The 14,240-nt window shown below is 63.3% G+C and carries 12 protein-coding genes; 9 read left to right on the top strand and 3 right to left on the bottom strand.

The window, feature by feature from the left end; genetic code table 11:
- Positions 1-361 precede the first annotated feature (361 nt).
- Together AC07TY_RS08350 and AC07TY_RS08345 are read left to right on the top strand one after the other, a co-directional pair.
- Entirely contained in the window at positions 362-955 is a 594-nt protein-coding gene (locus AC07TY_RS08350) for a recombinase family protein (protein ID WP_494784988.1), read from the top strand.
- A gap of 861 nt (positions 956-1,816) precedes the next feature.
- Positions 1,817-2,500: a TetR/AcrR family transcriptional regulator gene (locus AC07TY_RS08345; RefSeq protein WP_494784987.1), complete on the top strand. Its 684-nt coding sequence runs from the start codon at positions 1,817-1,819 to the stop codon at positions 2,498-2,500.
- Between the two features lie 17 nt (positions 2,501-2,517).
- Here the strand turns inward: AC07TY_RS08345 and AC07TY_RS08340 are convergent, their stop codons facing one another.
- Entirely contained in the window at positions 2,518-3,117 is a 600-nt protein-coding gene (locus tag AC07TY_RS08340; RefSeq protein WP_494784986.1) for a TetR/AcrR family transcriptional regulator, read from the bottom strand.
- Between the two features lie 941 nt (positions 3,118-4,058).
- On the opposite strand from AC07TY_RS08340, the gene AC07TY_RS08335 reads away from it, so the two are divergent.
- The 5 genes from AC07TY_RS08335 to AC07TY_RS08315 all read left to right on the top strand — a co-directional run bounded on the left by AC07TY_RS08335 (position 4,059) and on the right by AC07TY_RS08315 (position 9,116).
- Complete coding sequence (locus tag AC07TY_RS08335; protein ID WP_494784985.1) at positions 4,059-4,508, top strand: MarR family winged helix-turn-helix transcriptional regulator; 450 nt, start codon at positions 4,059-4,061, stop codon at positions 4,506-4,508.
- Positions 4,508-5,689, top strand: coding sequence for a hypothetical protein (locus tag AC07TY_RS08330; RefSeq protein WP_494784984.1), 1,182 nt, complete (start codon positions 4,508-4,510; stop codon positions 5,687-5,689). Before AC07TY_RS08335 ends, AC07TY_RS08330 begins: the two co-directional genes overlap by 1 nt.
- Before the next feature lies 1 nt (position 5,690).
- Positions 5,691-7,418, top strand: a complete 1,728-nt coding sequence (locus tag AC07TY_RS08325) for a glycosyltransferase family 2 protein (RefSeq protein ID WP_494784983.1) — start codon at positions 5,691-5,693, stop codon at positions 7,416-7,418.
- Positions 7,419-7,803: 385 nt separating this feature from the next.
- Complete coding sequence (gene sigK / locus AC07TY_RS08320; RefSeq protein WP_494784982.1) at positions 7,804-8,382, top strand: ECF RNA polymerase sigma factor SigK; 579 nt, start codon at positions 7,804-7,806, stop codon at positions 8,380-8,382.
- 422 nt (positions 8,383-8,804) lie between these two features.
- Positions 8,805-9,116, top strand: coding sequence for a TetR family transcriptional regulator C-terminal domain-containing protein (locus tag AC07TY_RS08315; protein ID WP_494784981.1), 312 nt, complete (start codon positions 8,805-8,807; stop codon positions 9,114-9,116).
- Positions 9,117-9,347: 231 nt separating this feature from the next.
- Here AC07TY_RS08315 and AC07TY_RS08310 read toward each other — a convergent pair whose 3' ends face one another.
- Both AC07TY_RS08310 and AC07TY_RS08305 read right to left on the bottom strand, forming a co-directional pair.
- Positions 9,348-10,529, bottom strand: a complete 1,182-nt coding sequence (locus tag AC07TY_RS08310) for a GAF domain-containing protein (RefSeq protein WP_494784980.1) — start codon at positions 10,527-10,529, stop codon at positions 9,348-9,350.
- Positions 10,530-10,715: 186 nt separating this feature from the next.
- Positions 10,716-10,925, bottom strand: a complete 210-nt coding sequence (locus AC07TY_RS08305; RefSeq protein ID WP_494784979.1) for a sigma factor-like helix-turn-helix DNA-binding protein — start codon at positions 10,923-10,925, stop codon at positions 10,716-10,718.
- 97 nt (positions 10,926-11,022) lie between these two features.
- On the opposite strand from AC07TY_RS08305, the gene AC07TY_RS08300 reads away from it, so the two are divergent.
- Both AC07TY_RS08300 and AC07TY_RS08295 read left to right on the top strand, forming a co-directional pair.
- Complete coding sequence (locus AC07TY_RS08300) at positions 11,023-11,694, top strand: FecCD family ABC transporter permease (protein ID WP_494784978.1); 672 nt, start codon at positions 11,023-11,025, stop codon at positions 11,692-11,694.
- Positions 11,695-11,850: 156 nt separating this feature from the next.
- Positions 11,851-14,124 (top strand): sensor histidine kinase, encoded by a 2,274-nt coding sequence (locus AC07TY_RS08295; RefSeq protein WP_494784977.1) that lies wholly within the window; start codon positions 11,851-11,853, stop codon positions 14,122-14,124.
- Positions 14,125-14,240: the final 116 nt, after the last annotated feature.

Raw genomic sequence — 14,240 nt, 5'->3', positions numbered from 1 at the left:
CAGCACCACCGAAGGCCCCTTCCCGTCGGGAAGGGGCCTTTCGCCGATCGTCGAGCAGAATCGCCGCCAAGACGATCGTCCAACGCACGATCGCCAACTTCGACCATTCCCCCGGAGCTACGCGGATCTAGTTGTCTCGGTTGTGTGGTCCGGCGTCGATTCCGGTGACGGTGTCTCATTCGGACACCAGGGCAGCCAGGCGAGTCTCGGAAAATAAGAGTTTTATGAGACGTCTCGATCCGTCTGATGAGGTCGCTGACTAGACCAGCAAATTCGGGTTTGACGAATGTCTTGCAAAGTTGTCTCGCCCTGTTTCGGCGTTTCACCTGCATTCTTGGGATCTACAAGACACTCTGGTCAGATGAGACTGCTTGGCTACACCCGGGTCAGTACCGGAAACCAGGACCCCCAACTCCAGATCGACTCGCTCCTCTCTATAGGGGTCCAAAAACGGGACATCTTCTCCGACGTGATGTCGGGCCGAAAAACAGCTGCGGAACGACCCGGGATGCAGAAGCTGATCGAGCATGCGACCGAGGGCGACACGATCGTGGTGTGGCGCATCGACCGGCTCGGCCGTTCCCTCCTCGATGTGCTGAACACGGTGGCGGGTCTTCGGGAGCAGGGCATTCAGGTCCGCTCAATCTCCGACGGGATCGACCCGGCGACAGCGACGGGCCGCCTCATGCTTAACATGCTCGCCACCCTCGCCGAGTACGAACGGGAACTGATCGTCGAGCGTGTCCGTGCCGGGGTCACCGTCGCTCAAAACGCCGGGACGAAGTTCGGCAGGCCCCGAATTGACCCGGCCGTGGTCGCGGAAAAGCTCGCGATCGTGGCGGCCGCTCGGGTTGAAGGGAAATCGGCTGAAGCTGCCGCGGCGTTGGTGGGTTGGAGCCGGCCGACCCTGTACCGCCATATCACCAACCAGCAACGGCACGGCGAGGGCAACTGAGGCGGCCCATGGTCCCGATCGAAAGTGGTGGCCCGCCCCAGCTGAGGCAAACCGCCTAGTCGTCGCTGCCTGCCCAACTCTCTCTATGAGCTCGGAGCGCGTCGCCCGAATCCACGAGGCCGGCGGAGTCCCTGATGGGGACCATTTCGTCACCGGAGTAGGCTCCCCGGTTACCAAGGCAGTGGCGCAGGCTCGGTCTAGACCGAACACTTCGCTTAGTGCGGACCTGATCGGTTTGAGCTAGCGGCCTCCGAAGTGGAGGCGGATGGCTCGCTCCCAGCTGGTTGCTCGCGCTTGCACTCCGCTGGCGGTCGTTATCTCGTAATGGGCGCTCCGGCGGTGCAACTGTCCGTGCTGGACCCGGGTGGTTCCGATGGCTTCGCTGATCTGCCAAAGCCCTTCGGCTTTCCACATCAGTTCCAGCCGGACCGGACCAACTGCAAATTCAAGAGGTCGCTCAGCGCTGCGAGAAGGCAGCAACGGCGTCTGCGTGTCCAGCACCCTCATCCCTCCCTTAGCTTTGCCGTGCGGCCGCTCTACTTGACAGTTCCGGCACGTCAAACAAAGTTCGTGATGGATACAAGAAGTGGTTTGTGCCCACTTCGGGTGGGCTTGCAAAAGAGTGGGCACCGTGGCCACGCCGGTCAGAGCGGGCCACGGTGACGCAGGGACATTCCCACACCCAATGAGAACGTCCACGAAGAGGAACCATCGTGACGACCAACCCGACTGGTCGCCCGCGGTATCACTCACGCCGGTAGGGGGGCACCGGCACCCCTAAGACAACCCGAAGGCGATCTTCGCGGTCTCGCCCCGAATGGGGTCTTCAAACCCCACCATGGTCGGCTTTATCCTGGCGCCATGTCCGAGCAGGCACCCACTTTCCCGGCACCACCACAGTCGGCTTCAACCCCCGAGTCTGCTGGCGGGCCAGCACGCTCCAGCGGCGACGCCGCAACCCGGGTCCGGATCGTCGAAGCCGCGATCGCGGTCTTCCGCCAGTACGCCTTCCATACCGCCACCACCGCCATCGTCGCCTCAACCGCCGGACTATCCGTCGCCGAGGTGGCGCACGCGTTTCCTACGTGGGAGAGTCTGCTGGTGGCCACCATCGACCGGTGGAACGCCCAACGCATGCGGCCCATCCTCCCCCTGGCAGAACACCACGGCGCCGTCGTGTTTCTCCGCGGCATCGTCCAAGCCAACGTCCAAGACTCCTCCCTCATGCGGCTGCTATCGGCCACCGCGAACATCGCAGCGACCCCGAACCACCCCATGGCCCCATTCCTGCACCAAGAATGGGCCCGCTTCCACATGCTCGTTTTTCGCCAGCTTGAGAAAGACATCCTCGCCGGCCGGGAACCTGACACCATGCAACCCGTCCGCGGCGCCGAACAACTCATCGCCCTCTACGAAGGCCTGCAACTGCAATCCATGGTCCGCCCCGGGATGGACCTCCTCGACGCCTACGACCGCGCCGTCACCAGACTCCGCGACGGCTGGGCCCGCACCTACACTCCACCCGTGTGGAACCTCGACATCTGAACGCCCCAGCCCTGCCGCTACGGCCCGGGGACCTCAAGCCCGAGCGCGTCGGCAAGGAAGGCTTGCACCAACCGGGTCCGCATGTCCGGTAAGTCACCACCAAACACGGAGCGAACCCCGGACCCGTCGACCAACGCCAAGAACGTCCGCGCGACGAAAAGACTGTCCACAGTCGCGAATTCTCCCGACCGAACGCCCCCATCGATCAGGGCAGCAACAAACTCGGTCCACACCTGGTTAATGTCCCGCACAGCCTCGGCAACACGAGGGTTCCGGGCGCCGACGCTCCACGCTTCAGCCCACATCCAGTCATCGTTACCCTCACTGTTAGCGGTAGCTGCGTCCACAACGAACCACAACGCGTCCACCGCCGTCATACATAACGACGCACCCGCCGACACGGCCTCTAACTCCTTGGCCACGATCTGGCGAAACATCCGTGCCGCCAGCACCGTCATGGACGGCTCAACCCGCGCCACCGTCCCCGGATCCAACCGCGCCCGTGAGGCGACCCGGCGCAGGGTCACCGCAGACAGGCCCGACTCCCACGCCACTTCCCGCGCGGCACGATCAATGGCCGCACGGATGTCACTGTCTGAGGTAGCTGGCTGCTGCATCCGCTCAGAAAACCAGTCATCAGCCTCCAGCGGTAGAACCCCATCCGGGCGCCCCTCCCCCACCACCCCTCACCGGACCCGCCTCAGTGCCCTGTGTCAGGGCCACCCGCCCAAATCCCTGCGGTTGCAGAGAAGTGAGACAGGTTTTCGCTTAATCACCTCGCCTGAATGGATCCTTGATGCTTGCCCAGCTCGTGAGTGTCATGGTCGCCTCCACGATCGGCACCGTCACTTTTCTGACCCGCGTCTGCATAGCCACCCGGTTCCGGTGCCGGTCCCGGTTGAACTCTAGTAATGTCTCACGAATCCGAGATCTCCTGACCGGCCGCCCCGCCACAACTTCCGGCCACCTCAGTTCGTTACGGTTGATGTAGCCGGGGGGTTGGTACCCCAGGCGAAGGCCCGACCCCGGGGATCCACTGATCCGGTTCCTGCGAGGAATGGCCGCGGGGTCTCCCGCCCGGGCGGGAGACCCCGCACTCCCCGGCGACACTTTCACACCGACGCACCAATGGTGCGTCACACTGTCACTACCCGCCGCCGCACCCGAAGGACCCGACCACGACGGACCTCCCCGCCGACACGCAAGACGACGTGGCACCCCTGTCACAAACCCTGCACCGGCCCGCTGCCGCGTCCTCCACCGGCAGCCATCCCGCCTCGACCACACGACCGAGCTCCCGAACACCGTCTCGTAACCCATAATCAACACACAATCAGAGCCCCGGGATACAGCACATGGTTCTGAGACGCCAACTGCCCCATCGATCTGGCACCACCGCAGGCTTCCCACGAGACGGTTCAAAACCGTAGGGATACGGGACACTGCTGGGCTCCCGATGACCCTCGAAATGGGTCTTCGATTAATGGAAAAGCATTTCTACCCTTGGACTATTCGGTCGCTGCTAATGAAGTCGATGGGATGAAGGGCGGACAGACTTATGGACGACACGGAGCAGGAGCTCGGTGAGACCACCGTGCATCACCTGTTGCTGGCTTTTCAGGGCTTTCAGAACCAGAACGAACGGCTAACGTCTGCACTGATTAACAGCCATGGGGTCGGAGCGACGGAACTTCGAGCCCTTCTCTTGCTGAGCGTGCATGGCAGCCTTTCGTTGAAGCGGTTCGGGCAGCTTCTTGGCCAATTGCCAAGCACGACTACGTTTATCGCGGACCGGTTGGAGAAGCGTCTTTTTCTCTCGCGGCGTCCAAATCCTGGGGATCGCCGGAGCATCCTGGTATCTCTTACCCCTGCAGGCACGGTCATTGTTGGAAGCATTTGGGATCGGTATCGTGCTGTGTTCGAGAGCGCCGTTCGCCCTGGCGATCGAAGCGTTCTCATTCGAACGTTCACGAACCTGTCCGCGGCGATGTCGGAAAGTTTGTTCTGATGACTATGATCATCCGCCTTCGAGGCGAAAGCATGACAGCGGATCCGAGTGCGGGTGTGTCGCGGGTTCGCTTGGATGCGTTCCCTCGGCGTGCAACGAACCGTTGGCTGCTCAGGTTGCTGTTCGCTCTGCCCTTCGCCGTGCTGGCGGTCGTCGAGAACATGTCACCCGGTTTGGCGTCAGGGACAACTGTGAACCAGGACCTCATCGAGCGCGTGGGACGCATCGACTGGACCCGCGCAGATGTCAGCTGGGTGGGGAGCCTCTACCCGCCGATAGGAACGGTGCTCACGGCGATCATTCCCGGCGCAACCCTGGGGTTGGGCCTGGCGGGAGCCGTTCTGGCAGGGCCGTTCCTTCAGCAGATGCTGGAGGTCATGCATCAGAGACGTTTTCACGCCTGGAAATCGACGACTTTCCTGGTCGCCCTCGGGGCCAACCCGCTGTTTGCTTTCACCGCCACCACCAACTTCGAAGCGTTCCTGGGTATTGCTTTCTTCGGCCTCGGGGCAGCGAACATGGTTCGTTTCGTCGCAAACCGCAACACTCAGGCCGGGTTTCGCGCGGGGCTCTTGTTCATGGTCTCCGCCCTTTCCAGTGCCAGTGGCATCGTCTACATCACCGTCATCGGCATCACCGCACCACTCATCACCCTGGCCCGCCGCGGGCAGAGGGGTGCTCGCGCCTCGAACATTCTCGTTCTCCTGTTTCCGACCCTGGCGACGTTTTTCACGGTGTTCTTCTTGCAGTTGGTGTTCCTGCACCGGCCGTTTGATGTCCTCACCGCCCAGTTCCACTACGACCCTGCCCGGTGGGCAATCGTGCCGGCGTTCGTCACGACTCTCGATGGGTTTCTGCTTTTGGCCCCCATGATTTCCGGTTGGGCCCTCGCCCTTCTGGTCCGTCGACCGGGCGCGATCCTCATTGCCACGTTCCTCTTCCTGGGCCTGCTCTTCGGCTACGTCTTTGACCTCATCCCGCTGAACGCGGCCGGCAACACGTTCCTTATCATGACCATGATGGGAATCGCCATCCTTCCCGCCGCCACCACCATGCGATCTAGCGTGTTCATCACTCTCGTGGCCGCGGCGCAGATCGTCATCGCGTGGGCAGCCGCGTATAACCGGCCCGTCGTTTTGGACTGGATGGGATCTCTCGTCAAAGCCCTGGGCTGGAGTTGACGTGAGCACCAACGACACCTCTACCCACACGGGCCCTCGGCAGGGCCGGCACCACCCCGATCAGCCGATCACTACCCAGCCCGCCTGGACTGTCGCCATCGATGTCGACCTGGTCCGGGGCGGATCCGGACAGCGCTACATCTCCGAAGACTGGCTCCCGATCCGTCGACTGCCCAACAACACCCTGCTCATCGCAACGGCCGACCGGCACCAAGACGCCGCCCTCGCCGACGCTCTGTCAGACGAATACGGCTCAGCAATACAGTTCACAAGAGTCGCCCCATGGGAATTGAAAAGCACAGTGCTGCGGCTCTTTGGAGACAAGGTCGCTGACGACGCCGCCAACCGGCTCTTCCGTAGAAACCCCGAGCTTTCAGGCCGCATCGTCTTCTCCCGAAGCCAAAAAATCGCCGCCGTGGTCTCGGCGATCGTCTTGGTTGCTCTCGCGATCATCTGGCCGCGACAGACCGCGATTGGCGTGCTCGCGACGGTCAGCTTGGTGTTTCTGGCCGGCACCGCGTTCAAGTTTCTCGTGTCCCTTCAGGGCGCCCGTTTCGACGTCGTGGAACGCATAACCGACGCCGAGGTAGCCGACCTCGACGACGCCGACCTGCCCGTCTACACGGTTCTCGTGCCCGTGTTCCACGAGGCGAACATCGTCGCGCAGCTCATCGACAACCTCGGCGGCCTCGACTACCCGGTACACAAACTGGAGGTGCTGATCCTCATCGAGGAAGAGGATCTCGAGACGCGCCAGGCCATCGAGAACGCCGAACCGCCCGCGCACTTCCACATCGTGACCGTGCCGAAGGGGCACCCGCAGACGAAGCCACGCGCCTGCAACGTCGGCCTCTACCTCGCCTCCGGCAGCTACCTCGTGATCTACGACGCCGAAGACACCCCCGACCCCGACCAGCTCAAAAAGGCCCTCATCGCCTTCGACCGCGGCGGCAACGAGACCGTGTGCGTGCAGGCGGCCCTCAACTACTTCAACGCCACCGAGAACGCGCTCACCCGCATGTTCACGCTCGAGTACTCGTACTGGTTCGACTACATGCTCGCGGGCCTTGACCGCTCGAACCTGCCAATCCCGCTCGGAGGCACGTCGAACCACTTCCGCACCGAGGCGCTCATCGAGCTCGGCGGCTGGGACCCGTACAACGTGACTGAAGACGCCGACCTCGGCATCCGGGCCTCCGCCATCGGCTACCGCGTCGGCGTCATCAACTCCACCACGATGGAGGAAGCGAACACCTCCATCCCGAACTTTATCCGCCAGAGATCGAGGTGGATCAAGGGCTACATGCAGACGACGCTCGTCCATGCCAGGCGACCCGTCGCCCTGATCCGCGAGGTCGGGATCGTGCGGTTCCTTGCGTTCGCGCTCCTCATCGGCGGCACACCGGCGACGTTCCTCGGCGTGATCCCGTTCTACCTGCTGACGGCGGCGTCGCTGGTCATCCCGAGCACGGTCATCTCGTCGGTGTTCCCGGCGTGGGTGCTCTGGATCTGTCTGTTCAACTTCCTGATCGGCAACGGCATCATGGTGTACCTGTCGATGATGGGGCCCTTCAAACGCGGGACATTCAACCTCATCCTGTGGTCACTCTTGAACCCGGTGTACTGGATCCTGCACTCCCTCGCCGCGTACAAGGGGCTCTGGCAACTGCTGACCCGCCCGCACTACTGGGAAAAAACCGAACACGGTCTTACCCAGCACACCAACTGACCCTCCGTGACACATCAACTCCCCGCTCGAACACTCACATAACCGATGTGTTCCGAAACAGTTGCCTTCCAGCACTGATTTACCGGTTGCAGTAGGCCCCCGATCACCGTACGGGGTAAACGTGCATCCCCATTCCCGCCGCGATCTCGCTCGAGCGCCAACCGGCCGAAAGACGCTGGCCGTCCGGCTAACGGATAGGTGTTGCACGACTAACACTGTGCGATCCCGAAAACTCCTAACCCTCTGACGCGGCACCATGCCATTGCTTCTACCCCTCTTTTGGGGGTTACCAGTTTTATGCAGTCGCATACAGTGAGGAGTGCGTGATGGTCTCTTCCGGTGCGTGATGTTGCGGCCTCATCTTCGGGCCGGTCTAGGACACCCAATGACTCTTGCCCCTGCACCCCCAGTCGATAACGCTGGCTCTGACAACGACCTTCTCCTCTTAATTGCGGAAGACAACCGCGAAGCATTTGGGCTGCTCTATGACCGGATCGCACCACGCGTTCTCGGGCTCGTGCGACGCATCCTCGTCGACCCCGCACAATCGGAAGAAGTTACTCAAGACGTCTTCCTCGAGGTGTGGCAACACGCTTGCCGCTTCGACCCTGCGAAGGGAAACGCGTCGTCGTGGATGCTCACCCTCGCGCACCGACGAGCTATCGACCGGGTCCGAGCATCGCAGTCCAGCCGAGACAGAGACATGAAAATCGGGATCCGAGACTTCGAGAACTCCTGTGACGACGTCGAAAACTCCGTCACCATCCGGATGGAACACGCTCGGGTGTCGACTGCGATGTCGCGTTTGTCGTCGACCCAGCGTGAAGCACTGGAGCTGACCTACTACCGAGGTTTGACCAACACCGAGGCCGCAGCTCGTGCCGGCATTCCCGTCGGCACGATGAAGACCAGGCTTCGAGACAGCCTTATTACTCTCCGCAAGCATGTCGGCGCCGCAGCGTAACCTGCGTCCGCATCGACGCCGCGATCTCATGCCTGTCCGCCCTTAACGCGCGCGATGATCTCTGACAGAGGGGGGTATGCCGCTGGGGGCGCTCTCTTGGGTGGTACCGGTCCCGACGTGACTCTGGTTTTCTAAGGTCATGGAATTGATGGGGGCCGACGCGGAGCTGCGGGCACGAATCGACCGGATCGCGTGTGATGTCGCATACGAGTCGGGGCTACCGGCGGTGACCTTGGGCCGGGTGGCGAAACGGGCAGGGCTTGACCCGAGGACTGTTGCCCGGGTGGAGCCGTCGATGCCAGTTCTTGCTGCCCGGGTGTTCCGCACGATCGCGATCCGGGAACTCGAGAAAATCACTACCGACGCTGCCGCATTCGGTTCGGCGGTCGACGCGCTGTGGTTCGTTGCCGAGGAGATCGGGGATGGAGCCCACTGCGCCGATAACTGGGTATGGGCAGACGCCTGGGCTTTGGGTCGAAAAAAATGCGGCGACCGCGGAAGTTGCCCGGGACGTAACGGGCATGTGGTCCGGTGTCATCACGGGAATCATTACTGCTGGGATCGCCTCGAAGGAGCTGCCGCTGGTGGATGCCGACTTTGTGGCGGCAGGGTTTGTGGCGCTCATTGACGGGTTGAGTATCTGTGCGTGCCTGGACGACAGCCAGGCGGACAAGAGACCAGAGTTGTTGAAAGCGTATCTGCGGTCAGCTCTCGCGCTGCCGAGCGCGGCGTAAGGGCCGCCTGCTTCACAAACGCACCCACCCGAGCCCTCTGAGCAGACGTCAATAAGGCTTCTACCGGCAGCCAGATACCGGTTACGGTAGTGGTGCCGGGGGATGGTACCCCAGGCAAAGGCCCGACCCCGGGGATCCACTGATCCGGTTCCTGTCGAGGAACGGCCGCGGGGTTTCCCGCCCGGGCGGGAAACCCTGCACTTTCCGAGAAGACCTCCGTGGGCGTGCGGATCAGTCGAGATCAGACGGCGGCGAGGGTTGTCCCTTTTCGTACCGGTGCAGTTCCTGTTCGGCGCGTCTGGCGAACGATGCCAAGGTGTCCAATGGGATGCTGGAGGCGGGGCGGGGTGCGAGGTTGTGGAGGCAGAAGGTGCCGATGGTGACGCCCGTAGATGATTTCAGCGGGTGACCGGCGTAGAACCTGCTGCCGCTGATGTCGATGAACGGGTTGTCCTGGAACCGGGGGTCCGACCGAGAATCCGGCACGATCAGCGGTGCGTCGGTGGCGGCGGCGACATCGCAATACGTCAGGTCCCTCGGCACCGACCGGGGAAGCAGGTTCGTGTGCACCCCGTACCAGAGGGTCGTCCCATCCAGCAGCGTCACCACGGCGAGATCCACACCGAACGTCGTCTGCGCCTCCGTAGTGAGTGCCTTGAGGGTGTCCGAGCCGCCGTCGGCGGCGTTGGCGACGAATTGTTCCGCGCCTGACCAGTGCCACGTCGTATTCGTCTCACGGTGTTGGGCGCGCGCTTCTTGTTCGTCCTGGCGGACCTGCTCGAGCTTGGGGATGAGCTGGTCGGTGAGGGTGATGGCGCGTTGCTTATACGTGTCGGTCGACCCGAAGGGGCGATCTGCTGCGAACACGACGGGTGCAAGCGGGTAGAAGGTCGTATCGTCGCGGCCGGTAACGACTTCTTCTGTGATGCGGTTCAAACGTTCCGCATGCTTGGCAGCGATGCCGCCCAGGACCGAATCGAAGGCGGTGATGGACCGGACGGGTTGGATGCCGGCGACGATGATCTGCGCGGACCACTTTGACCGTTGGCAAAAAGCGTCTAGAAGCCGTGTGAGGTGCTGCCGCCAGTCGGCCTCCGGGGTCAAACGAGCGGCGTCATTGAGACCGATCATGACCACGATCGCGTCATACGCGTGCAGGTCGTGGTCGCCAAGCCAGCGGGTAGCGGAGGCGACATTCATCATCTCGTGACCCATGAAACGAACCGTGGCTGGGCGGCCGGTTCCCCGGTGTGCCTCCCGAGCAAGATGCCCCGTCAAAGACAACTCATGAGAGGTCACTCCCCACCCGAACGCCGGCCCGTTCCCGATCAGCAGGATCCGGTCCGGGTCGGGACCCGGCGTGGTCACGGTCGGGGCGTCCTGGGGCGAGGGCAGACTGCCAGCGGTGAACATGATCTTCCGGTACCAACCCCGCATCACCGGCCGCAGCACACGCTCCCACATACCGATCCCCCTTACGGGCCACCCCACGGTGGATTGGCAGAACACTACCGCCTGCCGACACCCGGTCAACTATCCCCACCCGGTTTCCGGCACCCCGTGATCCGGTAGCGCCACCACCGCACCGCCGCCGTGGTGTCAGCCGGCGGTGTGCATGCTCAGGCGGGTCTTGGTGCGGATATCGATGCCGGCCTTTTCGAAGGTGGTGCGGGCCTCTTTCAGATACGTCTCGACTGTGTGGCGACTCAACCCCATGTGGGCGGCGACTTCTGGGAGAGTGAGCCCCGCCCCATACAGGGCGACCACGTCGCGCTGGTGCGGGGCCAGACGCGGGGTACGAACACCCACCGGCCCAAATACAGCCTTCGGGGGCCGCCCCGGAAGATGGTGCAGGGCCGGGGCCAGGCTGTCTACTGGGTCTGTTCGAAAGAGCACGCCATGGGCGTTGGCCCCCACCACCTCGTTCATCACCGAATGCGCAGGGTTGGGTGCGACCACCGCAACCGCGGTGGTCGTCTACGTTCTCGGCGCGGCCAGCAAAAGCCACGGAGAACGGCTGATCCTGGTTGGCATCGGCGTCGGGGCAATGCTCGCCTCGGTCAACGACTACCTGCTGACCCGGGCCGACATCGACCGCGCCCAGGCCGCCGCAGCATGGAAATTCGGCAGCCTCAACGCCATCACCTGGCACCAAGTCACCCCCGCCGTCATCGTGATCGCCGTCCTCATCCCGATCACCTTCCTCGGCCAGACCCCACTGCAGATCCTCGACCTCGGCGACGACACGGCGATCTCAGTAGGGCTCGCGGTCCAATTCTGGCGACCGGCACTCCTCCTCGCCGGCGTCGCCCTGGCCGCCGTCTCTGTTGCGGCCGCCGGGCCCATCTCTTTCGTCGCCCTAGCCGCGCCACACATCGCTGGCCTGGTCATCCCCGAGCTCAAAGCCCGACTTCTTCCGGCAACTCTGGTCGGTGCCCTTCTCTTGAGCGTCGCCGATCTTCTCGCCGCCCGCGTCCTCAGCCCCACCCAGATCCCGGTCGGGCTCGTCACGTCCGCTCTCGGCGGCCTCTACCTGGTTGGAACCCTTTCCAAACCCGCCAGCTTCTCATCCGCCTAATAGGTGGACAATCCGCAAGCTCTACCCTCCGCACCCCGTTTTGGGCGTCGACGCACGGGTCCAGGTCGTCTTACGGTTCTGACGAGGAATAAGGATGGTGGTGTCGTGGGGCCTTCAACGCCGGCCGCAGCGGGAGACAACATCCTGCGTCGACCCATGAGGCTCTTTGCGGCGCCAGCCTTCGACGCGGCCCGTTTCGGGTCATTGCGGGTAGGTGTGGAGCGGGTCATGGTCACCGTTGTGGCTGTCGTCACTGTTCTCCTGATGCTGTCGGCCATCCCTGATTCCGGTCCTGGGTTGAGTGGCCACGGGACGATCATGTCGTGGACGCTGGCCATCCTGATGGTGCTGTCTATTCTGACAGCTCTGCTCCGCAAGGGCTCACCGTCTCGGACCTGGTTGTGGTGCTCGGCAACGTCGTACGTGCTGCTCGTCGTGTCGCACCCGTTACTACCGGATGCCCCGTCCCTGAGCGTGACGAACCCGTGGCCGTTCACGTTCGGTTGCTCCGCTTTTGCCTGCGTGGCAATCGGGACGATGACACCCCGCCGGGCGATTGCTGGTTGTCTGCTGGTTATCTGCGGACCCGTGGCCCTGTACGCCCCTTCGCTGCCGCCGGGTTTCGTCGCGATCGCTGCCGCCGGCCTCATCGCCTTGTCCGTGTTCCTGGTCCTTGCGGTGACGTCGCTGCGCAACAGGGCGGACTGGGCTGACGCCGCCCGGCATTCTGCCGATCGGATGTTCGCTCACAGCCAGGGAGAGATCGCTCGCGAAGCCGAACGGGTGCGGACAGATGCTCTTATCCATGACACCGTCCTTGCTGCCCTTCTCGCGGCCGCTTCCTCGGCCCCCGCCCGCGAGCAGGTCAAAGGTATGGCGGTGGCGGCTTTGGACATTGTCTCGAACGTCACGCCTCGCCTGCTGCCAACAGCGGTCGACGTCATGTTGGGTGACGTCCTCCATGACGAGGCCCCGCACCTGGACGCACCCCATCGGAACACGGAAATCGACTTTGGACCCGTTGCTCACGTCCGCATGCCGGAAAACACGGCCTCAGCTCTTCTCGGCGCCACCACACAAGCCGTCACCAACAGCCGACACCATGCCGGCCCTGGGGCGACGTGCACCGTGACTGCGGAACTTCTCGGTGATCGCGGCGTCCGAATCGTCATCGCCGACGACGGGTCCGGGTTTGATACCTCCCTTCTCCCTCCGGAGCGCCTCGGGGTGCGGGTGTCGATCCTGGAACGGGTTCGGGACGTCGGCGGTACCGCCACCATTGAATCCACCCCCGGTCGCGGCACCACCGTCACCCTGGATTGGCATCCCGACGATCAACCGTCCTGCCCAACCCGGGACACGGGTACCGGGGTGCGGGTCATCTCCCGCGGGCTTTTGCGTGTTGTTCTTGCGATCCTGATCGGTGGCGCGATCACGATGGCCGCCATCGAAAACCTCGTGGTGTACAGGGCACACGGCCCAGGGGTCGCCATCATCCTCGGAGTGGCACTGCTCCCTACCCTCCTCAAAGGCGCGCATACCGGCACCATGAGGGCCCGAACCGCGTGGCTGGTCGTCGGAGTCGGCTTCGTCATCATCATCTGCGGCCCCGTCGGCTTGCACCCTGAGCAACAGACCGCCGTGTCCATCTCCTGGTATACCTGCGGCATCATCGCCGGCGCTACCATGCTCATCATGAGCGGACATCGACTCCCGCCCATCGTCGCCCTCACAGCACTGGCCATCTACATCAGCATTTGGGCCGGCCCCCTCGGCATCATCCATTTGGGCCTTGCCGGCGAGTTGATCCTCCTAACCGAGGGCCTAGTCCTCAACCACGCGATCAGCCGGGTCAACTCCCTCACCCAGGCGGCCACGATGCGCGAACGACAACTCGTGATCTGGCAGGCTCAGAGTAACGCGTACAACTCCGAACGGCGGCGACGTCTTCTCCGTGCCGGCCACAACGCAACCCCCGCCCTGCGCAAAGTGATTGCCCTAGATGGCGTCCCGACTGACGAGCTCCGCGACGAGTGCCGGGTCCTTGAGCAGGCCCTTCGCGACGAGATCCGCGGCAGAACACTCCTCAACGGTGCCATCCGTGCCGCCGCACACGACCACCGCCGCCGCGGCGCCACCGTGCAAATCCTCGACGACGGCGGCCTCGACGACATCCCCCACCACGACCTCGACCCACTACTGCACCAAGTCGCTGATCACATTCGCCACTTGACCTCCAGCCGCATCATCATCCGCACCGGCGACCCCGACTCCGATACCGCCATCACCATCGTCGCCTCCACCCCCGACGAAACCGCCGTCGCCCTCGGGCTCGACACCGACGACACCATGGACCTCTGGGTCACCATCCCCCGACCCGTGCACAACCAAGACGAAATGCCCCCAGTCGAACTCCTGGCGGCAGCGTGAGCGATACGTCGGGTCGACCCCCCGAATTTATCTAGCTCTGATCCTTTCTTCGATGGAAGGACTGGGCACCTCCGCACAACAAGCAACCCGATCATGCGTGCGAGTAGAGCGAATGC

It is taken from the genome of Frondihabitans sp. GW821-FHT04F02 (assembly GCF_059420045.1).
The sequence above is the reverse complement of the archived record's forward strand: the minus strand, read 5'-3'. Positions and strand labels throughout refer to the sequence as shown.